Source organism: Sphingobacterium sp. UBA7038 (assembly GCF_002494055.1).
GTDB classification, from domain to species: domain Bacteria; phylum Bacteroidota; class Bacteroidia; order Sphingobacteriales; family Sphingobacteriaceae; genus Sphingobacterium; species Sphingobacterium multivorum.
The window spans coordinates 261,760-284,981 of sequence record NZ_DLAV01000013.1 but is presented as its reverse complement, the minus strand read 5'-3'; the positions used below and the strand labels follow the sequence as shown (position 1 = coordinate 284,981).

At 39.1% G+C, this 23,222-nt stretch carries 21 protein-coding genes; 11 read left to right on the top strand and 10 right to left on the bottom strand.

Annotation, left to right across the window (positions count from 1 at the left end):
- Positions 1-2: 2 nt before the first annotated feature.
- From B3H30_RS08255 to B3H30_RS08225, 7 genes are all read left to right on the top strand, one after another.
- Positions 3-2,057 (top strand): NADH-quinone oxidoreductase subunit L, encoded by a 2,055-nt coding sequence (locus B3H30_RS08255; protein WP_070561246.1) that lies wholly within the window; start codon positions 3-5, stop codon positions 2,055-2,057.
- 3 nt (positions 2,058-2,060) lie between these two features.
- Positions 2,061-3,662: a complex I subunit 4 family protein gene (locus tag B3H30_RS08250; protein ID WP_070561247.1), complete on the top strand. Its 1,602-nt coding sequence runs from the start codon at positions 2,061-2,063 to the stop codon at positions 3,660-3,662.
- Between the two features lie 6 nt (positions 3,663-3,668).
- Positions 3,669-5,147: an NADH-quinone oxidoreductase subunit N gene (locus B3H30_RS08245; protein ID WP_070561248.1), complete on the top strand. Its 1,479-nt coding sequence runs from the start codon at positions 3,669-3,671 to the stop codon at positions 5,145-5,147.
- Between the two features lie 107 nt (positions 5,148-5,254).
- Positions 5,255-5,860, top strand: a complete 606-nt coding sequence (locus tag B3H30_RS08240) for a DUF4254 domain-containing protein (RefSeq protein WP_070561249.1) — start codon at positions 5,255-5,257, stop codon at positions 5,858-5,860.
- Positions 5,861-5,863: 3 nt separating this feature from the next.
- A complete protein-coding gene (locus tag B3H30_RS08235; protein ID WP_070561250.1) occupies positions 5,864-6,889 on the top strand; it encodes a glycosyltransferase family 9 protein in 1,026 nt (341 codons plus the stop codon).
- Complete coding sequence (locus B3H30_RS08230) at positions 6,886-8,100, top strand: glycosyltransferase family 4 protein (protein WP_070561251.1); 1,215 nt, start codon at positions 6,886-6,888, stop codon at positions 8,098-8,100. Before B3H30_RS08235 ends, B3H30_RS08230 begins: the two co-directional genes overlap by 4 nt.
- Before the next feature lie 12 nt (positions 8,101-8,112).
- Entirely contained in the window at positions 8,113-9,231 is a 1,119-nt protein-coding gene (locus B3H30_RS08225; protein ID WP_254667639.1) for a glycosyltransferase family 4 protein, read from the top strand.
- Here B3H30_RS08225 and B3H30_RS08220 read toward each other — a convergent pair.
- The 8 genes from B3H30_RS08220 to B3H30_RS08185 form a co-directional block, all read right to left on the bottom strand.
- Positions 9,223-10,179 carry a glycosyl transferase family 90 gene (locus B3H30_RS08220; RefSeq protein ID WP_070561252.1) on the bottom strand — a complete coding sequence of 319 codons (957 nt, stop codon included), beginning with the start codon at positions 10,177-10,179 and terminating at the stop codon, positions 9,223-9,225. The two genes, B3H30_RS08225 and B3H30_RS08220, sit on opposite strands and share 9 nt — an antisense overlap.
- Before the next feature lie 62 nt (positions 10,180-10,241).
- Entirely contained in the window at positions 10,242-10,910 is a 669-nt protein-coding gene (locus B3H30_RS08215; RefSeq protein ID WP_070561253.1) for a glycosyltransferase family 32 protein, read from the bottom strand.
- 12 nt (positions 10,911-10,922) lie between these two features.
- Positions 10,923-11,732, bottom strand: coding sequence for a glycosyltransferase family 2 protein (locus B3H30_RS08210; RefSeq protein WP_070561254.1), 810 nt, complete (start codon positions 11,730-11,732; stop codon positions 10,923-10,925).
- A gap of 24 nt (positions 11,733-11,756) precedes the next feature.
- The gene (locus B3H30_RS08205) at positions 11,757-12,566 is read right to left on the bottom strand and encodes a glycosyltransferase family 2 protein (RefSeq protein ID WP_083295763.1); all 810 of its coding nucleotides are present in this window, start codon (positions 12,564-12,566) and stop codon (positions 11,757-11,759) included.
- 4 nt (positions 12,567-12,570) lie between these two features.
- Positions 12,571-13,701: a glycosyltransferase gene (locus tag B3H30_RS08200; RefSeq protein WP_070561255.1), complete on the bottom strand. Its 1,131-nt coding sequence runs from the start codon at positions 13,699-13,701 to the stop codon at positions 12,571-12,573.
- Between the two features lie 143 nt (positions 13,702-13,844).
- Positions 13,845-15,110 carry a glycosyltransferase gene (locus tag B3H30_RS08195; protein WP_070561256.1) on the bottom strand — a complete coding sequence of 422 codons (1,266 nt, stop codon included), beginning with the start codon at positions 15,108-15,110 and terminating at the stop codon, positions 13,845-13,847.
- On the bottom strand, positions 15,107-16,165 hold the full coding sequence (locus B3H30_RS08190; protein ID WP_286833886.1) for a glycosyltransferase family 2 protein: 1,059 nt from the start codon (positions 16,163-16,165) through the stop codon (positions 15,107-15,109). The genes B3H30_RS08195 and B3H30_RS08190 overlap by 4 nt, the downstream gene beginning before the upstream one ends.
- Before the next feature lie 52 nt (positions 16,166-16,217).
- Positions 16,218-17,447 carry a hypothetical protein gene (locus tag B3H30_RS08185; RefSeq protein ID WP_070561257.1) on the bottom strand — a complete coding sequence of 410 codons (1,230 nt, stop codon included), beginning with the start codon at positions 17,445-17,447 and terminating at the stop codon, positions 16,218-16,220.
- 445 nt (positions 17,448-17,892) lie between these two features.
- Here B3H30_RS08185 and B3H30_RS08180 point away from each other — a divergent pair, with 445 nt between their 5' ends.
- The gene (locus B3H30_RS08180; protein WP_286709656.1) at positions 17,893-18,384 is read left to right on the top strand and encodes a SixA phosphatase family protein; all 492 of its coding nucleotides are present in this window, start codon (positions 17,893-17,895) and stop codon (positions 18,382-18,384) included.
- 44 nt (positions 18,385-18,428) lie between these two features.
- Here B3H30_RS08180 and B3H30_RS08175 read toward each other — a convergent pair whose 3' ends face one another.
- The gene (locus B3H30_RS08175) at positions 18,429-18,716 is read right to left on the bottom strand and encodes a phosphatidylglycerol lysyltransferase domain-containing protein (RefSeq protein WP_286833884.1); all 288 of its coding nucleotides are present in this window, start codon (positions 18,714-18,716) and stop codon (positions 18,429-18,431) included.
- A 44-nt stretch (positions 18,717-18,760) separates the two neighbouring features.
- Between B3H30_RS08175 and B3H30_RS08170 the strand changes: the two genes are divergently transcribed.
- The 3 genes from B3H30_RS08170 (at position 18,761) to B3H30_RS08160 (ending at position 22,082) form a co-directional block, all read left to right on the top strand.
- The gene (locus tag B3H30_RS08170) at positions 18,761-20,761 is read left to right on the top strand and encodes a thioredoxin domain-containing protein (RefSeq protein ID WP_286833881.1); all 2,001 of its coding nucleotides are present in this window, start codon (positions 18,761-18,763) and stop codon (positions 20,759-20,761) included.
- A gap of 37 nt (positions 20,762-20,798) precedes the next feature.
- Positions 20,799-21,296: an FKBP-type peptidyl-prolyl cis-trans isomerase gene (locus B3H30_RS08165; protein ID WP_075994257.1), complete on the top strand. Its 498-nt coding sequence runs from the start codon at positions 20,799-20,801 to the stop codon at positions 21,294-21,296.
- A 96-nt stretch (positions 21,297-21,392) separates the two neighbouring features.
- On the top strand, positions 21,393-22,082 hold the full coding sequence (locus B3H30_RS08160; protein ID WP_286709654.1) for an SMUG2 DNA glycosylase family protein: 690 nt from the start codon (positions 21,393-21,395) through the stop codon (positions 22,080-22,082).
- Here B3H30_RS08160 and B3H30_RS08155 read toward each other — a convergent pair.
- Complete coding sequence (locus B3H30_RS08155) at positions 22,077-23,222, bottom strand: metallophosphoesterase (protein WP_286709653.1); 1,146 nt, start codon at positions 23,220-23,222, stop codon at positions 22,077-22,079. The genes B3H30_RS08160 and B3H30_RS08155 overlap by 6 nt on opposite strands.

Below are 23,222 nucleotides of genomic sequence, written 5' to 3'. Positions count from 1 at the left end.
CATTGGATCAATTTGTTCACATATCGCCCCTTCTGACCGCACTGTTTACCTTGGCAGCGCCATTTGTGGCATTCCTATATCAAGCAATAGCAGGCAAACGCGATCAGTCGGGCCTAGTTTCTCTCACGGCTATTATCCTCAGTTTTATCGCTGGTGGATTGACCTGGTTCTCTATATGGAATAATCCGGCAGTATCAATGCAAGTAAGCTGGTTCACTATTGGTGAAACAGCATTTAAAGTTGGTATCCTGCTGAACAATTTGAGCACGTTGATGCTTTTTTTGGTACCGACCATTGCCCTACCCGTACATATATACTCCAGGGCCTATATGCATGGCGATTCAGGTATTCACCGCTATTGGATGTATCTCAGCTTATTCTGTTTTGCGATGTTGGGATTGGTTATTATGGACAGCCTCCTATTGATGTATGTTTTTTGGGAATTAGTCGGTTTTGCATCGTATCTCCTCATCGGCTTCTGGTTCACACGTGAAACAGCTGTACAAGCCAATAAAAAAGCATTTTTGGTCAATCGCATCGGCGACCTCGGTTTTCTAATTGGGCTTGCGATCCTATTTACACAGTTCAAAACCCTCAATTTAATCGATCTCTTTGGAGACAATGGCTTAATTTATCAATCCACAATCGCCCAAGGATTATGGATATCTCCAGTCAATAGCTTACCTCAGATTTGGCTTACCATTGCAGGATTAGCCTTTTTCTTGGCAGCGATGGCTAAATCTGCACAATTTCCATTACATGTATGGCTTCCTGACGCCATGGAAGGTCCTACATCCGTATCCTCATTGATTCACGCCGCGACCATGGTTGCTGCAGGTGTATTCCTTTTGGCTACTGTATTTCCATTATTTAATGAATCTGCCTTATTATTTATTGCCATCATCGGTACAATAACCGCTGCTTTGGCCGCATACTTCGCACTTGGCCAATACGACATCAAACGTATTCTTGCTTTTTCGACCATATCGCAGCTTGGTTTTATGATGGTTGGCATTGGCATTGGAACATGGGATGCTGCTTTATTTCATCTGACTACGCATGCCTTCTTTAAGTGCCTGTTGTTTCTTTCTGCAGGAGCTGTCATTCATGAAATGGCCCATCTCAAAGCACATAGCCAATTGGACTTTGATCCGCAGGATTTACGGAATATGGGCGGGCTACGTCAATATTTGCCAAAAACCTTCGTGCTGATGTGTATAGCTTCGCTAGCACTTGCAGGATTCCCTTTGACTTCAGGTTATCTATCCAAAGACAGTATCGTCATCTCTTCCTTTGAATGGGCTCTTTCAAAAGGTAACTTATACCTTATCATACCCGCGATTTTAATTCTAGTAAGTATTTTAACGGCTTTCTACATCGGTCGTCTGCTCTTTAAAGCCTTTTTTGGAGAGTTCAGACTGTTGAAACAGCTTCAGGGCAAACTACTGGATCATCCACTACATGAAGCCCCAAAGACCATGTTGATCCCCATGTTTGTTTTGGGACTATTCTGTCTATTCCCGGTATTCTCATTCAATCCGTTTTCTTATCATGATTCCTGGTTGATGGACGGCCTTTTATTGGATGAATATGCTTTTGCACCAAGCCATAGTGCACACCTTATTATCCCTGCAATACTGCTCCTTGGTTCGGTTATTGGCTGGATCATCGGCTGGAAATGGTATGTACAAAATAAATACCCGTTAAACCCCGCTAGCCAGGCATTAAAAGCCGCTTTCAACCAGGGTTATATCAACGAATTTTACAAAGCAGTCTTTGTGAATGGCATATTAAAATTAGCGCAGTTCTGTTATTGGTTTGATCGTCACATCGTTGACGCTTTCGTTTCTTTGATTCAGTTTATCGTCTTATCCCTCTCACAGCTAAGTGTGTGGATAGATAAATATATTGTAGATGGTTTTGTTAATACGGTTGCTACTGTAGCCTATTGGACAGGCAATCAAGTTCGCTTGGTCCAAAATGGAAAGATACAGACAGCATTGTATTCCGTCTTTTTATTAGTTTTACTTGGTTTAATTTATCTTATATTTTTTTAGGAAATGCCTATTCTATCCTTATTGATATTTTTACCGCTATTGGCTACGGCGCTCATTCTCGCCTTACCAACACGCTATAAATCGAGTTACAAATATATTGCTTTAGCATTCACAGCAATACAATTTGTACTGGCCGGAATATGTTATGCACAATTTGATGCAAGCAAAACAGGAGTCCAAGATCTAGCGGGCTATCAATTTGTTGAACAGCTTTCCTGGATCCGGTTAGATTTAGGATCAATAGGAAAACTAGAAATTGATTATCTTATTGGTATTGACGGGATCTCCATGCCCTTGTTATTGCTGAGTGCATTCGTTATGCTGATGGCTATAGGTGCCTCCTGGAATATTCAGAAAAGTCCGAAGGGATATTTTGCCTTGCTCATGGTACTTAATATGGCCGTTATGGGGATTTTCTGCGCATTGGATTTCTTCCTATTCTATTTGTTTTATGAAGTCATGTTACTGCCACTCTACTTCTTGATCGGTATCTGGGGGGGTGCAAGACGCGAATATGCAGCTATAAAATTCTTTTTATATACCCTATTCGGGTCTGTATTTATGTTGTTGATTATCGTCGGATTGTATTTTTCAGTAATCAACCCCTTGACTGGAGCACATACCTTCAACATGATCTATATGATGAATCCACAGAATTATCTTGAGGGTTCTATTTTCGGCTGGGAAGGTTATCAGGAGATTTTGGGCATTTCCGCTCGTCTGGTCGGTTTCATTGTGCTCTTCTTTGCCTTTGCCATTAAAGTACCCATTGTTCCGCTACATACTTGGCTACCGGATGCGCACGTTGAAGCGCCAACACCAGTATCTATTATTCTTGCCGGTATTCTCCTCAAAATTGGTGGTTACGGTATCATCCGTATCTGTTACAGCATCTTTCCCGATATGGCAGCCTTATCCAATTGGTGGCTTGGGTTAATCGGTGTTGTTTCCATTATTTATGGGGCTTTGAATGCCTTATCACAAAAAGACCTGAAACGAATGATTGCCTATTCATCGGTTTCACATATGGGCTTTGTGCTGCTTGGTGTTGCATCGCTGACTGCAGAAGGTATTTCTGGCGCCATGTTTCAGATGATTTCGCATGGATTCTTATCTGCGGCACTCTTTTTCCTTGTCGGCGTGGTCTATGACCGTGTACACGACAGAAATATCTATAGTTTCCGTGGCCTAGCTCAAATTATGCCCAAATACACAGGTTATGTCGCTGTCGCATTTTTTGCGTCCCTAGGCCTGCCCGGCTTTTCAGCTTTTATTGGCGAAGCCTTTGTCATTATCGGTTCCTTCAATGCCGCGAGTATAGGAACTGGATTACCGCGCTGGATGGCACTAGCGGGATCCATAGGTATCCTATTAAGTGCAGCCTATTTACTTTGGACACTGCAACGCATGTTCTTTGGACAAATTCGCTTAAAAGGCGGAGACTCCTGGAGTAATGCACTTACAGACGTCAATTTACGGGAACAAGTGATCTTATTTCCTACCCTAGCGCTTGCGCTATTACTTGGAATTATGCCGGCATTAGTATTTAACAACCTAAATGCCAGTGTTCTGAATCTCGTGAGTTTTATCCAACAATTTATCTAATTCAGCATGCTTGCATTTAGTCCATATATCAGTTCTTTCATCGATCAGATTATCGTAAGCGTTCCTTATTTTAAGCCCGAACTGACATTGATCGTCACTTTTATTGGTACTATCCTCGCTAGTCTTTTTATTGACAAACACTGGAAGCATACCTCTTTTGTCATCACCCTCATTGGGCTATTGCTCAGTGGTTGTTACCTTGTGGGCCAGGGACTCAGTAAGGTCGAGGCAACAGGCTTCTTTGATATGATCCATATTGATGCATTTGCTGTAGCTGCACGTTTGATTATGCTGTTGTCGACAATGCTCATCTGTATCTTCATCCAACAACGGCAGCAAGACCGTCCCTTAGGCGACCTATACGCCGTGCTATTGGCCGCAACCCTTGGCCTGAACCTGCTGACGATGACGAGTAACTGGCTGATGATCTTTATCGCTGTGGAGACTGTTTCGATCAGCTCCTATATTATGGTTGGCTATTTTTCTTCCACAAAGGTTCAATCGGAAGCTGCTTTAAAATATGTCCTGTTTGGATCCATTTGTGCCGCCGTTATGCTCTATGGCTTGTCTTTACTATACGGTTTCACGGGAAACCTGAATTTTGATGCACCAAGCCACATTGCCGGCTTGATGGAAGCACCTCAGATTATGATCAGCATTGCTTTATTATTTTTGCTGACAGGTATTGGATTCAAACTCAGTTTTTTTCCCTTTCATGTCTGGAGCCCGGATGTTTATCAAGGTGCCCCAACAGTGATTACCACCTATCTTGCTACTGTACCCAAAATTGCGGTCGTTGTTCTTTTGTCCAAGATATTCTCCGCATGGCTCAATGTCTCCTTTTATTTCAGCGATTTTCTGACTTATGTGATCATTGCGATCGCCATCGCAACCATGCTGATTGGTAATTTAGCCGCTTTGCGTCAACAGGATGCCAAAAGGATGATGGCCTACTCTTCCATTGGGCATACGGGTATACTCCTTATGGCTGTATTGGTTTATCAAAATAAGGAATCAAATGTGCTCTTATTTTACCTTTCCATATACGCGCTGATGAATATTGCTGTATTTATCTTTATTGATGCCTTGGAAGCTAGTTTAGGAAATACCACGATTGAATCTTATCGTGGCTTAGGAAAGCAATTTCCCTTATTGTTTACTTCCTTTTCGATTGTTTTAATCGCTTTGGTCGGCCTACCTCCTACTGCGGGTTTTGTTGGGAAACTTTTGGTCTTTTCCAAAGTATTCGAGCAATACCAAAACTTCCAATCCTTTAGTTTGCTGGCATTACTCCTAGTGGGTGCATTGACATCTGTCATCTCCCTATTTTATTATTTTAAGATACCACTGAATGCGTTTCTAAGGGAAAATACGGGATCTCCAGCGGTTAAATTCAATGTGCTACTCTTGTGTATTGGAATCTTATGTACCGTGGCCGTGTTGATCTTAGGTATCTTTCCCGATTTATTACTTTCGGCATTCTAGAAAACAGGAAACTTCTTTCATTTTAATAAGTTTATCGTCCAATTCATTCCCTTAATGTCTGCGTTGAATAGTAAGAATAACTCCATAATATATTTTATATTTGTAACATGATTAGTGCAATAGCAAATCCAATTTTTCAGCGTGCTATCCAGGATTACCACGTATACGATCAGATTGATCATCCAATCCAAAATCCGTATGACAAACAATCTCTGGAACATCTCCTCTATTTAAAATGCTGGATTGATACCGTCCAATGGCATATGGAAGATGTTGTGCGTAATCCCGCTATTGAACCTCAAGAAGGCTTATATTGGAAAAGACGTATCGATGAATCCAATCAGTACCGCACAGATACCGTCGAGTACATTGATAGTTATTTTCTGCAAAAATTTCAAGATATACAGGCGAGTTCTACAGCGACAATCAATACTGAAAGTCCGGCATGGGCTATTGATAGACTTTCCATTCTGGCATTAAAAATCTACCACATGGAACAGGAAACATTACGCACAGATGCTTCCGAAGCACACATCATTTCCTGCCAGGAAAAACTAAACGTTTTATTGGAACAACGAAAAGATTTATCCCAAAGTATTGATGAATTGATGAGCGCCATCGCATCAGGTGATAAATACATGAAAGTCTATAAACAGATGAAAATGTATAACGATCCGGCATTGAACCCTGTCCTATATTCATCAGGAAAATAAAACATGTCCTTACCGCAACGGATCATAGTAACCCGATTTTCAGCTATGGGCGATGTTGCCATGGTCGCTTCCGTATTAAAAGAATTTTGCGTTCAATATCCTGATGTAGAAATTATTATGGTCAGCAGAAAATTCTTTGCGCCATTTTTTGATGGGATTAAAAACATACGCTTTCACGCGATTGAGCCCAAAACAATTCATAAAGGTTTTTTTGGATTAGTCAAGCTAAAAAAAGAACTGGCTCAATACGGCGCAGATGCTGTAGCGGACTTACATTTCAATTTACGCTCCCGCGTAGTCGATCTTTTATTTTCCTTATCGGGTGTAAAAATAAGACAACTTGACAAAGGCAGGGCTGAAAAAAAAGCCTTAACCCGCGAAAACAACAAAATTAAGGTTCCTTTAAAGCTAACGGTCGAGCGCTATGCAGATGTATTTCGCGCATTAGGTTTCAAATTTGAACTCAGCAATAAATTGGTTCTTAATTTGCAGGATGTACCCAAAGCTGCATTTAGTATGTTCGCGAATTTCGATCGAAAGAAAATTGGCATTGCCCCATTTGCGCAACATCGTTATAAGATTTTTCCGCAAACCAAGATGGAAAATGTGATAGAGATATTGACACACAATGGCTATGATGTTTTGTTGTTTGGCGGTGGTGAACAGGAATTCCAGATTGCGCAAAACTGGACGGAGCGATTTCCCAACACCTATAATACCATAGGCAAGCTTTCGCTGCGGGAAGAACTGGATTTGATTTCAAATCTAGATCTCATGATCAGTATGGACTCTTCGGGACTTCATATGGCATCGTTGATGGGTGTAAGGTGTCTTTCTTTGTGGGGAGCAACGCATCCTTATGCTGGATTCACCGGTTACGGGCAGCAGCTAACAGATTGCATCCAAGTTGAACACCCCAATAGACCGAGTTCAGTGTACGGCAACAAGCCCTGTGATTGTGATGGGATAGAAGCAATTGATTTAATTACACCGGAAATGGTGATTGAAAAAATAAGAGCAATAGGATGAAGATAGGGTTAATAACCATTCGATACGGATTGGATATCACCGGTGGAGCCGAATTCCATTGTAGAATGCTAGCTGAACGATTATCAGCAAAGCATGACGTGACAGTATTAACCACCACTATTAAGTTTTTAAATAAACCAGCGGAAGATTTCACTCCGGGCCTAGAAATTATACAGGGAATACCTGTGACGAGGTTCGTGACCGATAAAAATTTGCGTTCCGAAAAGAAAAGTAAAATCGCCCGGAAGATACGCCGATTGATCTATCGCTGGGGATTAGCAAAGCCTATTTTCTCCTTATTTCCTGTTTGGAAATTCAAAGTTGATGATGAATCAACCTATTTGGAAGGACATCCATTTTATTCGTCTTCATTACTTAACTATATTAGGGAATTCCAACACGATTTCGACAAATTCATTTTCTTTACTTACGAAAACCCACTAACCATATTGGGATCACTCCTTGTACCAGAGAAGTCTATTCTGATTCCCACTGCACATATGGAGAGCATGTTATTTAGAAGTATCAACACACTTTTATTTTCAAAAGTCAATCATATTGCCTTTAATACAGAAAGTGAAAAAGAAATGTGTTTAGAAATTTTCAGAAATTCGCTGGCAAAAAATACAATTGTTGGCATAGGCGTCAATCAAATAGATGACTTAGCAGCTGCGACAACCATCAGTGCCAAATATCAGATCAAATCACCATACTTACTTTATTGTGGTCGCATTACACCAGTGAAAATCAACAATTTTATGGCCTATTTTCTGAAATTAAAATCGGAAAAACAGATCGACTTGCAGCTTGTACTTACAGGAGAAAATACCATGGATGTTCAGCAAGATCCTGATATCATCTATACTGGTTTTGTAAGCGAGGAAGAAAAAAAAGCGCTAATGCTACAAAGCTTTGCCATTATTAATCCCTCACTCGCTGAGAGTTTATCACTATTGACATTAGAAGCGCTCCATTTAGGGAAACCAGTCATTGGTAACAAAAAGTGTGATGTCATGGTCGAACATGAACGCAAAAGTGGAGCTGTATTCTGTTATGATTCCTTCAACTCCCTAAGTTCCATTATCACATATTTGCAAGATCCAAATACAGATAAGAACATCATTGCGGCAAAAGCTAAAGAATATGTTTCTAAATATTATAATTGGGATTTGGTATTAAGTAAATTTGAACACATTTTTAAAGAAAGCTAAACCGGGTCAAGCATGATAACAATTGGATTTGACGCTAAACGATATTTTCTCAATCGAACAGGCTTAGGCAATTATAGTCGGGACCTTGTCCGTATACTGGAACAATATTATCCGGACAATACTTATTTGAAGTATACACCAAGATTGGACGATAATGATCTTTCGAAGAAGGCGCTTATCGAAGAAAAAATTCGTCTCCCCAAAAGCACATTTAACCGCGCTTTTCCCGCACTTTGGCGAAGCTTTGGAATAGCATCTGACCTGCTTAATGACGGTGTAGAACTCTTTCACGGGCTTACAGGAGAAATACCAAGGGGCTTAAAAGCCCGTGGAATTAAATCTGTTGTCACGATACATGATTTAATCTTCTTACGCTATCCCGAACTCTATAAACCCATCGATCGTTGGATATACAACAAGAAATTCCAATTAGCGGTTAATCACGCGGATAAAATTATTGCAATTAGTGAACAGACTAAATCAGATATCATCGATTACTATGCAATTCCCGAACATAAGATCGAGGTTATCTATCAGGGTTGCCATCCGGCTTTCAAGGTTCCAAAAAGTGACGACGAGCAGGACAAATTAAGGTTAAAATATAATTTACCCAAAGACTTTCTGTTAAATGTGGGTTCAATTGAAAAACGAAAAAATGTTTTACAAATTGTAAAAGCTATTCAGGATATCGATATCCCATTATTAATAATTGGTAAGAAAACGCCCTATCTTGAGGAGATTAACAGATATATTATAGCCAACAAATTGGAAAGAAAAGTCATTATAAAACAAGGGTTTACTATTGAAGAACTATCGACTATTTATTCGATGGCATCAATTTTTATATACCCTTCTATCTTTGAAGGCTTTGGTATCCCTATCATCGAAGCCTTATATGCTGGTACTCCTGTCATTACAACCAATTCGGGCGTATTTCCAGAAGCTGGTGGACCATCGTCTTGTTATGTCGACCCTTCAAATGTAGACGAAATAAATCTAGCGATCAAACGTATTCTGAGCGACTCTCAAACCAGTGCAAGGATGATTTCACAAGGACGTCACTATGTGCAAAAATTTAATGATGAAAAAATTGCATCAGAACTCATAAACTGTTATCAGTCCTTATTGTAATTTAGGCTGAACGGTATGCGTAAAATATTTATCCAAGACTTTTAATGCGATTATATCCTCTATTTTTTTATTTTTAAACTGAGCAATATATTCGTGTGCATTTTTTACGATCCTCCTAGCCGCATGATCATCTGCCATAAAATACCGTAATTTTTCCTCCAAATCAGAATAATCATCTTTAATACAAATAAAATGAACATCTGGAATTAGGCGTCCTTCCATAAACCAAGTCTCATATTTCGGCATAGGCATGACCGCAATAGAATTAGAGGACATAATCCACTTCAAATTTGTCGCAACATCGTTTCCCTCAAGCGCCAAAATAAATTTATAATCAAGGTGCCCGGCGATGGATAAATAATCCTTATCGGAAGATCGATTAGCCTTTTTGATATTGCACAATGGATGATCATAATACAATTGGTAGAATCGACTTCGATGAATCTGTCCAAAACCGCTCCTTCCGACCAACATATCTATTTTTTTATCAAAAGACACGTCATCCTGAAGAAAATTAAAATGTCTTGCTTTATCCAAATTTAAGACTACTGCATTGCTATTATTACCATGAATAGGTCGGCTCTTGAGTAAAGTCGGATGTGAGGGAATATGAATGATATCACCGGGCAAAATACTGAACCGCAATTTGGGGTTAAAAAACCTTAAATATTCCTTACTGTCGAAATAATAAACGCGTATGCGTTCTGGTACGCGATATTTGCCTATTTCAATGGCGTCCTGATCTAAAGGCTCAAGCCGTTCCAACTTATTGTAATAATTTACCCTATCATCAATATATGTGGCATTTTTGCGATAATAAGTGCTATCTAAACGCTTTGTCAGTTGGGCTTGAAAAAGACTATCAGGAACTAGCTCCCTAAGAATTGCTTTAATATAATAGTAAATCTTATTATTTTTATTTCGCAAAAAGATTCTTTTGAAATTCATCGATGTGCAATGCTTTTTCCTCAAAAATAAGTAAAAATAACTCTCCCTTAAAATAAATAAGCCTAAAAGTCTGTATCAGGTTTTACAACAGGAATACGCAGTTGTAGTTTCTTCCAATGGTTAGATTTGTCTTTATAAATCATGAGTTTACCTAATTTATACTTAAATTTCAGTAATCCTTTATAATCATCTTCAATGCAGCGATATGCCACATTCGGATTTTCTTTCAGAACTTCATTAATCGCTAATGTATAAACTGTTGGGCCTGTCATCGCATGTACATCATGTGGAAATCGATTCTGTTCAATATTATCCACAATCAGCTCCATCGTTCTTTTTAAAAAAGGATGTCCTTTATCAAAGATAAGTGCCCATTGTGCATACAGGCTCCTATTGTTCTCATGCGTTATTACCGCAACGTCATCGCTATTTAGATATTTATCGATGGAGACTAACAAATCACTATCTAAATCTATATAAATACCACCATATATATATAAAACAGCATAGCGAAAAAAATCTGCTTTGGCGGCCCCTATCTGAAGACGATGATAAGCTTTATTAATGCGCTCATCAAAATGTTCAGCAAAGAAGTCACTCACCCGTTGATCATCATAGAACTCATACGAATAATCCTTATTCTTTTTTAAAAATGAGCGAATATAGAGCTTCGTAAGCCAAGGAATCTTATTATCCTTAAATGTTTGAAATATATTTTTTGGAATTCCCATGATAATGAATAACTATAGGAAACTAGAAAGTCCGTCAGCACAGGATGTCAGCTTTTCTAATTTTGTCTTTTCTAATAAATGATCGTTTTGTGGTAGTGCTTTTCTAGACGCCTCCTTATGATATAAGTGATACCCAATTGCAGCAAACTTGATTAGTTGCCCTTTGAGTCCATAATTGAATAAACGTTCCACAAATTCACTGTCTTCCCGGCCCCAGCCTTCAAAAAGATTATTAAAACCATTCACTGCACGAACATCGCGCATGTAGAAGGACATATTACAAGAGCGTACTTTGCTTCTTTTATGTGCTAGGTTTTTCGCAGTCCATCGTGCTAAAAGAAGATTACGAAAACTACTTATTCTCTTTTCAAACCGACCAGATTCGAATCCCGCCTGAAACATATTCGGATACCTTAGTTGATTCGACTCAGTTAACAATTTAGCTGTTAATGCTTGATTCAGTAAAACCCTTCCACCTTGGATAAAATGTCCGACTTTGGCGAGTTTTAGATGGTCTTCAATAAAATTTGGTGCCATAAGGATATCACCGTCGACAAGTACAACATAGGGTGATTTTACTTGGGCTAGCGCTTGATTTCGAATACGTGCAACGCGAAAACCACAATCGTCCTGCCAAACATGGCTGATTGGAATTTCAGAAACCTGCTCATAACGATGGACAAGCTGTCTTGTTCGATCATCAGAACCGTCATCTGCAACAATAACTTGACTCGGCAAAACTGTTTGATTTAATGCAGACAATAGCACCAATTCCAATGCATCGGGCCTATTATACGTTGTAATAATTATTGAAGTTTCCAAAAAATAGCTATAAAACCGTAAGTGCTAATCAGATGATTTCAGGTATTTATCAATACCGTTATCACAATAGGTCAAATTTAGCTTTTTTGTTTTTGCAAACAAACAATTGTTGTTGCCTAAATTCTCTTTTGCATTTATCGCATGCCAGATGTGAAACACAATGCCGCCGAATTTTAAGAATCGTTTTTTGATGTTGATATTTAGAAGTCTAGCGACAAATTCTTTATCTTCCGGCCCCCAGCCCTTAAAGTCTTCATTATAGCCATTCACACGAATGGCATCTTCTCTCCAATAGGCCATATTGGCACCATGAATCTCCCAACGCTCGTTGCCTTTGTTTTTATAATTAAATTCAAAATATTTCCATAACAACTGAAAACGAAAAGCACTGAATAAGTTCGAAACTCCTTTATCGAATCTATTTACCTTTGTATCACGCTTCGTCAATTTTTTCTCGGAAAATTCCCGATCAAGGTAAATACGGCTGGCGCGTACCACCGATCCTTTTCGCGCAAACTTTCGATGATCTCGAATAAAATAGGGATGCAAAATTAAATCACCATCAATTTGGACAATATAATCGGATGAGGCTTTAGCAATGGCTTTATTTCTGATTTTCGCCAACTGAAACCCCTCATCTTCATGCCATACATGAATAAAAGGAATATTAAACTTACTTTTATATTCTGCCACAACTCGCTCTGTCTCCTTTCCAGACCCGTCATCAGCGATAAGGATTTCATCAGGAAGAACCTTCTGAAGCAATACACTTTCCAAGCATAATGCCAACGCCTCCGGCCAGTTATAAGTAGATATTATTAGAGAGATTTTCATTTATTCATCTATTGTTAAAAACAGCGTCCAAGACTTCATACTCTTTCTTTACGGTATGATTATTTCTCATATATTCAATGGCTTGATTCGATTTTATCTTATAAAATTCATCCTCCTGGAGCAATTCAATAATATGAGAAGCAAAAGCCTGTTCATCTAACGATATAAGACATCCATTATCTGATTTATTAAACAATCCATCGACACCACGTTGATTGGTTACAACCGGAATGCCAAAAGATAATGCTTCCAAAACCTTTATTTTGATTCCTGTCCCTGAAAGCATTGGACAGATCGCAACTTTAGCTTGCTCATAATATGCTGCAAGATCATCCACCAATCCATGTTTTATAACATTTTTCACGGTTGGAATATGTGCACAAATCTTTCCAATCACATGCAGTTCAACATGTGCAAGTAGCGGAAATACTTGTTCTAAAAACCACTTTATACTCGATACATTGTGTGGATTATCACTCGCCACATAAATTAAGTCTATCTTCTTTTCGCGTTCTTGAATAACAGGAGATGGCATTGAAACCGGAATTAATCGTACAAATTTATCTGCAAACTGTTCAAAAATATATTTTTCCTCAATTGAAAATGTCCATATCTCATTAAAAGAGGTCATCATAGACAACTCAGCTCCAAACATTTTACCCAATTGACGCATTGAAAAGTTTTCCTTTTCCTTTGTCTTATTTTGCAGCGTCAGAAAATCATGCGAATCTAAAATTGTATAAGATCCTATCAAATTCTTTACCAAACTACCAAATTCAACATAACTAATAATAACGTAATCATACTTATCATCGCTTAAAACCTTTTCAAATCTTCTTTGAAATGATGGCGAAACACGATCAATCAAATTGGAGTGGAAGATATTTTTAATCTCTTTTTGTAATTTATCACGAAAGAAATAACTAATCCTATTTTTTTTGGAAGATTTAAAAGGTAAAATAATCAGGTTAATATTTGGAAATTCGGATTGAAAAATAGCTTCATCACCTGTTCTCCAATTAATTGAGGATACAAAATCGATCTCAAAATTTGCACTTATCGTATTAAAATAAGTTAACAATTGCTTACACCTAGTCAAATTGCCTGCTTTCGAACTGTTAGGATTTTCAGGCATAAAGTATAATATTCTCTTTCTCTTTATTGTTTGCATTTATTCTTATTGAATAGGTAAAAAGCAGCATTTGCTTTTATAATAAATAATACGAATTATTCTCGGAAAATGCCACATTCTATTTGAATTTTTCTTTGCCGGACCAACTAAATCTCGCCTTCGCCCCGAAAACGCTTTGTGACGGTCTCCACCAAATTTAACCACCCTTTAGCCATATTTTCAAAACTGTACACCTCCATTGCCAAGTTGCCCTGAACGCCAAATCTCGAACGTAGCGAAGAGTCCATGATCAATTGTTCGAGGTACAGGGCCATCTCCCGGTCGTCCAATGCTAAAAAACCATTCTGATTATGTTTGATCAATTCATTTACCCCGGAACAAGTGGAAAAGCCAATACTTGGCAGGCCTATTGACATGGCTTCTGCTAAGGCTAATCCAAACCCCTCATATTTGCTGGGGAAAATAAAAATATCCGCATCCCGCATCTTTATCAGAGGATCCTCGGTGAATCCACGCAGAAAAACCCGTTCAGCCAATCCAAGATCACAAATTTGTGTATTCAATCGATCAAAGTCTGGACCTGTCCCCCAAAACTCCAAATCCCAATTGGGATATTTGTTTGCCAGGCCAGCAAAAATTGCAATGGCAACATGCTGCTGCTTACATTCTGTATCCAAACGCCCAACATGAATAATCTTATATCTTTCCTTGATACGGTCATGCCTAACTAAATCGCGGGAATCTACCTGCTGGATTGGATTGGCAATAACGTCGCATTGTCCCGAAAAATTAGACGGTAGAAAATCCCGATAGCTATCAAATAAGATCTGAACACCATTCAGATGATCGAAACTAGCGGTTAACAAATCAACCATATATGCTTTTCTCCCGCCTAGAACATTGGTATAATCGTAATCAGGTCTTCCATTCACCGAATCTATAATGGGGATTGACAGTGTATTTCCATAAGTAATCTCCAGAAGTGAGCCAATGGACATGGTAATAATCAAATCCGGCTTTAGTCCGTCGATATAATCTTTCCATAAAATCGCCCGCTTTCGCAGATTAAATTGAAATAATTTAGCTTCCCCCCCCATCCGTTGCTTCAATCGGCGGTTATACCACTTGCTGTATTTTTTGCGGGCCTTGTATTTCAACCATAAAAGTGGATTCGTCCCCTTATAGTTATAAATAGGAAGCTCGAGCTTCTGCTCCAAATTAGCGTCAAAGATATTCGTCACTTTCACCGACTTATGCAGCGGAAAAACTGGGGAGCCTTTTATGTTTTCATTGGTTGCAATCTCCACTTCATATCCATTTGTACTCAGTATGTTCGCTAACGTAGAACATATCTTTTCCGTGCCTCCTATTCCATTTAAAAAATACAAATGTTGTATTAGTAAAATCTTCATACGTCGAGATACTTATTTCTGATCCTTTGACGGACTTTTCTTCTTAGGCCAGCAATTGGAATAAACCTCACCCAAAATAAGCCTCGCTTCAATTTTTCAGCCCTCCTTTTACAATAATCTACGTAAAACGTATCAAAATCCCTATGATCTCGAGCTTCTACAAAATAGCTAAAAGGCACCGTTAATATTTCTTTATCGGCTTTGGTAAGATGTGGGCTTATATATTCTTGCATAAAATTTTGCAATAACTTAAAAAGCTCTTCCTTCTCAAGATCATTGAATGCCATTTTTAAATAGCGAAACTCAAAAGGTTCATGTTCGATAAATAGCGCTAGTTTTAAGGCTTTTGAAGCAAAAAGATCATGTTCCTTATAAAACTCCTTCAATAGTTCTAACCATATTGGGATCTGTTTCAATAAGCGATCCGTCTGCCGATTAATTTGCGTATGATTTTGATTCTCGTGCTGTCTATAAAAATATACTGCGCCCGGATTGAATCCGATCTTATCGGTCATCAAAAAGAGACGATGTGAAAACAAGCCATCCTCGCAGGGCTGAATTCCTTCAGGAAAACGGATATGGGGATAAGTGTCCAATAAGGTCTTTTTGGTCAGCAAACCGCATGTCGGTACAGCAGTCAAACGTGGCGCCCGGGAACAATAAGGCTCCCCCAAAATCAGCAAATCAAAATTTTGCTGTTTAGCAATCGCTAAAGAAGCTGACAAAAAGGTGCGTTCAATACTGTCATCAGAATCTAAAAAATAGACATATTCTCCGCTCGCATGAATGAGGCCGTTATTTCGAGCGACAGAAACGCCCGAATTTTCCTGGTCAAAAAAATAAATGCGAGCATCCAATGATGCATACTTCCGACAGATTTCAGCCGAAGAATCACTGCTACCATCATTAACGAGTATGATTTCGAAATCTTGTAATTCCTGATCAAGCACACTTTGGATCGTCTCGTCTAAATATTTTTCGACATTGTATACCGGTATAACTACCGAAACAGCAACCGGACGAGGACAATCCATACAACCATTTTTTACCATCATTAATCTTTAATATACAAAAATAGTAACAGAAATGATATATTAAATGCTGAAATCATTTTAATGATTTCTCGATCCTGTCTTTATTCAATGTAAATTCCCGGTATCTGAACTCACCAGATTTATTACCGATCATTGCTCCCATTTTAATTAAAGATTCGTTGCTGCCCATTGGAAAAATTGAACTTCTATAGGCATTATTTTTCAACAGCGGCTTCGGTAATACTTTGAAATTTAATCCATCTTTGGAATACCCAACGTACAATAGTTCCGCGGTATATCGTTTCACATCACCCACAGCAATACAGAGAAAATAATAACCATCGGCAAATGTGGCCTGAATATGCCATGGTGAATTCACTCGTCCCTCCTTTAACCAGGGTCTATTTAGAAAATTTATGATTTTGCTTTCTTTAAACCCTGTGAAATTAATGCCATCGGTAGATGTTCTACGAACAACATAAGAAGGGTCTTTACCTTTAAAATTTTTCGAATTAAAATTCAGCTCAATTTCATAACTCAAAAACTCCTTCCCGTCATGAATAAACGAAGGGGACAATAGATGATCATCTTTGGGCGTAAACGGAGGGTTGCTGGTAAAGGCGACATTCAAATTCGACCACTTTATACCATCTGTAGAGGTTTGTTGTACAATAGTGCGATGTGCATTTTGTTTCAATCGATCAAAATTGGTATTACTTAACACACATTTGCCTTTCAAAGCCTGCGCAGTGATAAAACTACCCCTATAGTAAAGATAAAACTGATTATTTAAGTAGATCCAATCCACATCTGACCAGAAACCCTGAATCGGATCAACCTTGTTTTCACCGAAACTTTCTGTCGGAAAGGGAGCATTGATAATTGGATTGCTCAATCCCGGAGGATTTACCCAATCAACACCATCATTGGATACAACAACACTTGGATTTTCAAATTTCTTTGAGTTTTGATTCGTTCCAACTGCGCCAAAATAAGGCGTGAAAACCATCCAATACTTGTATCCATTCAGCTTATTTGGAAAATAGAGAACATCCGGATGACAATAGCTGGCATTTGCACCCGAGATATCTATAAAATCATTGGCATTTTTTAGGCCTTTAAAATTAGCGTCAGCAACAGTATGTATATTGACCAAACCTTCATCACTATCAAAAGTAACTGAATCAATGGGTTCAACAGTCCAAATAGGAGCTTCAACATCCTGCGCAAAAAAGTCCTCTGGACGGTGGCAAGCCACGAGAATAATACTTCCATAGAGAAGTATCAAAAAATTACGAATCATAAGTAAATATCAAACGGTAGAAACAAAAAAATGCGACTTGGCTAACGATGTTTTTCAATAAATAAAATAAGCTGACGGCAAATAGCTAGATAAAACAAATTTTTGTTTTTCGCTGCGAAATTAGCATAATTTTATCAAAGTAAAACAACGATTTTCTTTTTTAAATCACCAAGACAACAAAGACCCAAAATCAATCTAAAAAATTCGTTATCAAGACTTTCATTTTGCCGTTATAGGCACTAAAAAAACCACAATGCTTTTGCTTTGACACGATATTAAACGTATCACTTGAGGTAAAAAAACTATTCATAATGTAATATACTTTTCAAAACTTACTGTATTATTATTTGTATTCATACGCAAGCCTGCTCATTGTGCAAACACAATGAACCGGAACAACAAGCGTTATTATCTATATTGGTATTAAGAATCAAAAATTTTAATCATGGACAACAGTAAAAAACTTTATATCATCCGACATGCAAAAGCCGAAACTATTCCGGGCATAAACGATTTTGATCGTGCGCTTACATCCGACGGTATACAACAGGCCAAACAAGTTGCGGCTAAGCTGTCGGCAAAATTGACTTTAGATGAAAACAGTATCGTGATCAGTTCGCCAGCCAATCGCGCACTCCAGACAACACGTATTTTTCTAGATGTCATGGGCTCTTCTTCTTTTGATATCCAAATTGAAGAAACAATTTATGAATGTACGTACAAGCATTTGCTATCCATTATAAATGCTATTCCGGATCATATCAATCATGTACTACTCTTTGGACACAATCCAACGCTGACTGATCTAGTGGAATACCTGACCCGAAAAGCGGCCTATTTACGCACCTCATCCTGCGCAGAGATCAAGCTCGATACCGGTTTCACCTTTCAGATGCTCAGCGGCAATTGTGCCGATCTTGTGCAAATAATTGATTAAAATCCGATCAAAGAACAAACTTATCTTCAGATAAGATCAGCTTATCACTTGCCCACATTTGATTTCAGTGCCCTATCAATCACCAAAGGCACTGAAATCAAATCCAAATCATGTGAATACACCACAAATTTCTCAACCCTGCAGGGATCAAATTTTCCCTTAAATTCTTTCAGTCCCTTTGGTTCACGGAAGTAAGGATTACTTTCATAAAGAAAACTGATCAAACGTTCAATTAGCCCTTTCTTCTTGTCAAATCCTGAAAAAGGAGTCAGTCCCCTATTAAAAAAAGAATAACCTTCCTCTTTACAATACGCTAAAAAACGGATAATCAATACAACAGCCTCGTTAATAATTACTTTTTCACTACCTTCGTCCTATGGCGAATCAATTGCAATTTGAAAATTCACCCTACCTTAAACAGCACGCACACAATCCAGTAGATTGGATGCCCTGGGGGCCGGAAGCTTTAAAAAAAGCAAAAGACGAAAATAAACTGATCATCGTAAGCATTGGCTACTCGGCTTGCCATTGGTGCCATGTGATGGAGCGTGAAAGTTTTGAAAACTCAGCCATCGCCCAAACCATGAATACGTTTTTCGTATCGGTCAAAATCGATCGTGAAGAGCGCCCCGATATTGATCAAGTGTATATGCTTGCCGTGCAACTGATGACCAACGCTGGCGGCTGGCCATTGAATTGTATCTGTTTGCCCGATGGAAGACCTATTTACGGTGGTACCTATTTCAAACCGCACGACTGGCAGAATATCTTATTGCAAATTGCACAAATGTGGGCTGAGAAACCAGAAGTTGCATTCGAATATGCCGAAAAGCTAAACAATGGTATTCAACGGGCCGAGAAACTTCCCATCAATCCTATTCCAGCGCAATACACAATCGACGACTTAAATGAAATTGTTGCCCCTTGGACCGAGATGTTCGATAAAAAAGAAGGTGGTTATCAAAGAGCGCCCAAATTTCCGCTACCAAACAATTGGTTATTCTTCCTAAAATATGGCGTACTTGCCGACGATCGGGAGATCTTAGATCATGTCCATTTTACATTAAAAAAGATAGCATCTGGTGGTATATATGACCAGATCGGAGGTGGCTTTGCCCGCTATTCGGTGGACCATTATTGGCATATTCCCCACTTCGAAAAAATGCTTTATGACAATGGCCAGCTACTGTCCCTGTATGCCGAAGCTTATCAACAAAGTCGGGATCCATTCTATAAACGGATTATCGAAGAAACGATTACTTGGGCCGAGCGTGAAATGCTTGCTCCAAACCATGGTTTCTATAGCGCTTTAGATGCCGATAGCGAGGGCATTGAAGGGAAATACTATTCCTTCTCCAAAGCTGAATTTGACGAGGTATTGGGCGATGATGCCCCCCTACTCGGGCAATATTTTAACATAACCGAAGTCGGCAACTGGGAGGAGGAGAAAACCAACATTCCTATTTGCGCCATTAATGCAGACCAGTTAGCAACAAAGGTCAATATGTCAGCTGACGAATGGGCAGATTTTCTAAAAATTTCAAAGAAAAAATTATACAACTATCGTGAACAACGGATCCGTCCGGGACTCGACCATAAGCAGCTGACCACTTGGAATGCGCTATTTCTAAAAGGACTAATAGATGCCTATCACAGTCTTGGATACAGCCATTTCCTTGAACTCGCTTTAAACAATGCCCAGTTTATCTGTACACATCTTATTCAAGACGATCTCCAGTTATTGCACCAACCAAAAGATAACAATAGAGCGATCGCAGGCTTCTTAGATGACTATGCATTCACTATTGAAGCCTTTATAGCATTATATGAGGCGACATTTGACCTCAATTGGCTCACAAAAGCAAGACAGCTCGCTGATAAGGCCATTGCATTCTTTTACGATGGATCACAAAAAACATTCTACTATACATCGTCGCAGGCAGAGGAACTCATCGCACGGAAAAGCGAAATTATGGATAATGTAATTCCATCCTCTTCGTCGACAATGGTTCGTCAGCTGAAACGATTAGGTTTGCTTTTTGATGATGAAAATTACATCGCCATTACAGACCAATTGCTGGCGAATGTATTCCCGCAAATCAAGACTTATGGTTCGGCTTATTCAAATTGGGCAATATTATTGCTAGAAGAAATATATGGAATCAATGAAATTGCATTGACGGGGGATAAAGCAATGGCTTTCAAAAATGAACTCGGCAACTATTATATTCCAAATAAAATTGTTCTTGGCGGTACAGAAGAAAATCTTCCATTGCTCGAACATAGAGTCGGAAAGGAGACAAAAGCATATCTTTGTAAAAACAGGACCTGCAGTCTACCACAGGATTCCATACAAGCGTTAATAAATTATATTTAATAAACGGTAGCCTCGGGCTTCCAAAAATCAAAATCAGATGGCTATAAAAGCAAACGACGTCGTAGCATTGACGTACAGACTTCACACAGTAGAAAACGGTGAAAAAGTTTTCGTTGAAGAAACAACTGCAGAACAACCTTTAGATTTCTTATATGGTGTAGGTATGATGTTACCTAAATTCGAAGAAAACATCGCAGACTTAAACGTTGGTGATAAAATTTCATTTGAATTGGCACCGGATGATGCTTACGGTCAAAAAGATGACAAGGCATTCGCACAGTTGCCAGTAGATATGTTCAAAGAAACAGGTTTACCTCCAGTAGGAGAAGTATTGCCTTTGCAAGACAACCAAGGAAACCAATTCCGCGCTGTAGTAGCTGAGGTTACTCCAGAAGTAGTTGTCGCTGACTTAAACCACCCGATGGCTGGCAAAACATTAAATTTCGATATCGAAATCTTAACTGTACGTCCTGCTACTGAAGAAGAATTGTCTCACGGGCATTCACATGGTGTAGACGGCACACAAGGTCACTAATCCTGACCCAAGATACAAAAAAACAAAGCCGGGTGNNCACCCGGCTTTGTTTTTTTGTTCTTTAAAAATCGTATTTTGTTTTTAAACACACGAACGATGCTAACATTTGCAGAAAAAGTAGTTTTATTCAATAAACACCTTCATTATCAAGGAAGTCTTCCCCCAGAATTCAATGTTATCAACCCCTACCTTGATAACCCCGAAACATTAGTCGTAATGGAACAGTTCTACCAGAAATATTACAATGATAATCTAACCAGAAAATTCATTATCGGCATTAATCCGAGCAGACACGGTGCTGGTGTAACGGGAGTTCCTTTTACAGACACCAAAAGATTAGCTAGTGCATGTGGCATAGAGATGCAATCCGCACATACCCATGAAGTATCTTCGGTTTTTATGTACGATATGATTGAAGCTTATGGTGGCCCAGAGATCTTCTACAAACAGTTTTACATCAATTCGCCATTTCCCCTCGCGATTGTCCGAGAAACAAAACCCAACAACTGGATCAATGCAAACTATTACGACGACAAGCAACTTTTTGACATGGTCCGCCCCTTTATGTTGGATTCCCTAAAACAGCACATTTCCATGGGCTTGGTCACAGAGGAGGTCTTTGTCCTCGGAAAGAAAAATGCAACCTTTCTCGCCAAGATCAACAAGGAAGAAAAGTTGTTTGGAAAAATGACCGTCCTCGACCATCCGCGCTATATTCAACAATATAAATCCAAAGACAAACTGCATTTTATCGATAATTATATCAACTTGCTAAGCGGCTTATAAATTAGAGGCGAAGTATTTATTTTTGCTAGCATCGTCATAAAGAATGATAACCTTAGCCCCCTGGAGAAGCACTCCACGACTATGGCCCTTCAGGCGATTGGCTTCATTGGCAACATTCACAGCATAGACCTTACCCGCATAAAATTTGCTTACTTCCGGAAAAATGGTATGCCCTACAAAGATTTTTCGAGCACCATATACATCCATTAACTTTTCTAACTCTGTTTGTGGCAAGGGAAGATATTTTTCTTCTTCACGAACCATTCCGCGGTACCATAGTGGCCCCTCACTGCCAAATAGGAAAGTAGCAGCTTTCGATTTTTGCCGTTCTTCCTTCTGTTGAAAAAGATGATGACGTACCGAGTCATTGACCGCTGAGATCGACCATTGAGGATCCAACATCGCTGCACTTAGCCCGGCATGAACAAACAGATTATCCCCGATCTTTTCCATGGTATTCTTTGTCTGTAACCATTTCCCCAACTCCGTATTTACTGACCAAAAGTCACGATAATCCCTACCTACCTTCTCTGCTAAAGCTTTGTATTTTTCTTGCGTATATTTATAATTTCCGCGTAAAACCATCTCTTCATGATTACCAAATAAAAAGTGGACCTGCCCGCCAGCTTTTGCAGCCTCGTATTCAAGTTTATAGATCAACCAAAAGATAGGCAAAACATCTTTCCCGCGGTCAAACACATCGCCTATGATGACAAGCTGATTACTCCCAAACGTCCACTCGTAGTTTAACCCTATGACCTTCTGCGCGTTGAGAATCGAATAGAAAGATTCAAAATCACCGTGCGGATCCGACAAGACCACAATCTTTTTGCTTGGACGATAGGACCAGGCAGGAGCCACCATGGGATGACGCCAAACTTCAAATTGGTGCTTACCGTCTTCCGTCGAAACCTTAAAGGCTTTTATATGCTCCGATTTTTCGGACAACACCTGACCATGTTCCACACGGATACAACTACTGTCACCATTTTCATAAAAAAAATAAGGACCGTCAAACTTCCCCAATTCCAAAGCGCTTTGGGCAACAGTACCTTGCATAACGCCAAATAGAACAAACAAATACCAGATCACGGCGATTCCATAGGAACCACCGTGCTTTGCTTTTAAATGAATTTTCAT

Bases quoted from the DNA above. Each gene is read 5' to 3' on its own strand.
- B3H30_RS08215 (WP_070561253.1), bottom strand. From the start codon at position 10,910: ATGGGAATTCCAAAAAATATATTTCAAACATTTAAGGATAATAAGATT.
- B3H30_RS08190 (WP_286833886.1), bottom strand. From the start codon at position 16,165: ATGATGGTAAAAAATGGTTGTATGGATTGTCCTCGTCCGGTTGCTGTT.
- B3H30_RS08230 (WP_070561251.1), top strand. From the start codon at position 6,886: ATGAAGATAGGGTTAATAACCATTCGATACGGATTGGATATCACCGGT.
- B3H30_RS08245 (WP_070561248.1), top strand. From the start codon at position 3,669: ATGCTTGCATTTAGTCCATATATCAGTTCTTTCATCGATCAGATTATC.
- B3H30_RS08180 (WP_286709656.1), top strand. From the start codon at position 17,893: ATGGACAACAGTAAAAAACTTTATATCATCCGACATGCAAAAGCCGAA.
- B3H30_RS08205 (WP_083295763.1), bottom strand. From the start codon at position 12,566: ATGAAAATCTCTCTAATAATATCTACTTATAACTGGCCGGAGGCGTTG.
- B3H30_RS08155 (WP_286709653.1), bottom strand. From the start codon at position 23,222: ATGAAAATTCATTTAAAAGCAAAGCACGGTGGTTCCTATGGAATCGCC.
- B3H30_RS08170 (WP_286833881.1), top strand. From the start codon at position 18,761: ATGGCGAATCAATTGCAATTTGAAAATTCACCCTACCTTAAACAGCAC.
- B3H30_RS08200 (WP_070561255.1), bottom strand. From the start codon at position 13,701: ATGCCTGAAAATCCTAACAGTTCGAAAGCAGGCAATTTGACTAGGTGT.
- B3H30_RS08235 (WP_070561250.1), top strand. From the start codon at position 5,864: ATGTCCTTACCGCAACGGATCATAGTAACCCGATTTTCAGCTATGGGC.
- B3H30_RS08160 (WP_286709654.1), top strand. From the start codon at position 21,393: ATGCTAACATTTGCAGAAAAAGTAGTTTTATTCAATAAACACCTTCAT.
- B3H30_RS08225 (WP_254667639.1), top strand. From the start codon at position 8,113: ATGATAACAATTGGATTTGACGCTAAACGATATTTTCTCAATCGAACA.
- B3H30_RS08185 (WP_070561257.1), bottom strand. From the start codon at position 17,447: ATGATTCGTAATTTTTTGATACTTCTCTATGGAAGTATTATTCTCGTG.
- B3H30_RS08220 (WP_070561252.1), bottom strand. From the start codon at position 10,179: ATGAATTTCAAAAGAATCTTTTTGCGAAATAAAAATAATAAGATTTAC.
- B3H30_RS08250 (WP_070561247.1), top strand. From the start codon at position 2,061: ATGCCTATTCTATCCTTATTGATATTTTTACCGCTATTGGCTACGGCG.
- B3H30_RS08195 (WP_070561256.1), bottom strand. From the start codon at position 15,110: ATGAAGATTTTACTAATACAACATTTGTATTTTTTAAATGGAATAGGA.
- B3H30_RS08165 (WP_075994257.1), top strand. From the start codon at position 20,799: ATGGCTATAAAAGCAAACGACGTCGTAGCATTGACGTACAGACTTCAC.
- B3H30_RS08240 (WP_070561249.1), top strand. From the start codon at position 5,255: ATGATTAGTGCAATAGCAAATCCAATTTTTCAGCGTGCTATCCAGGAT.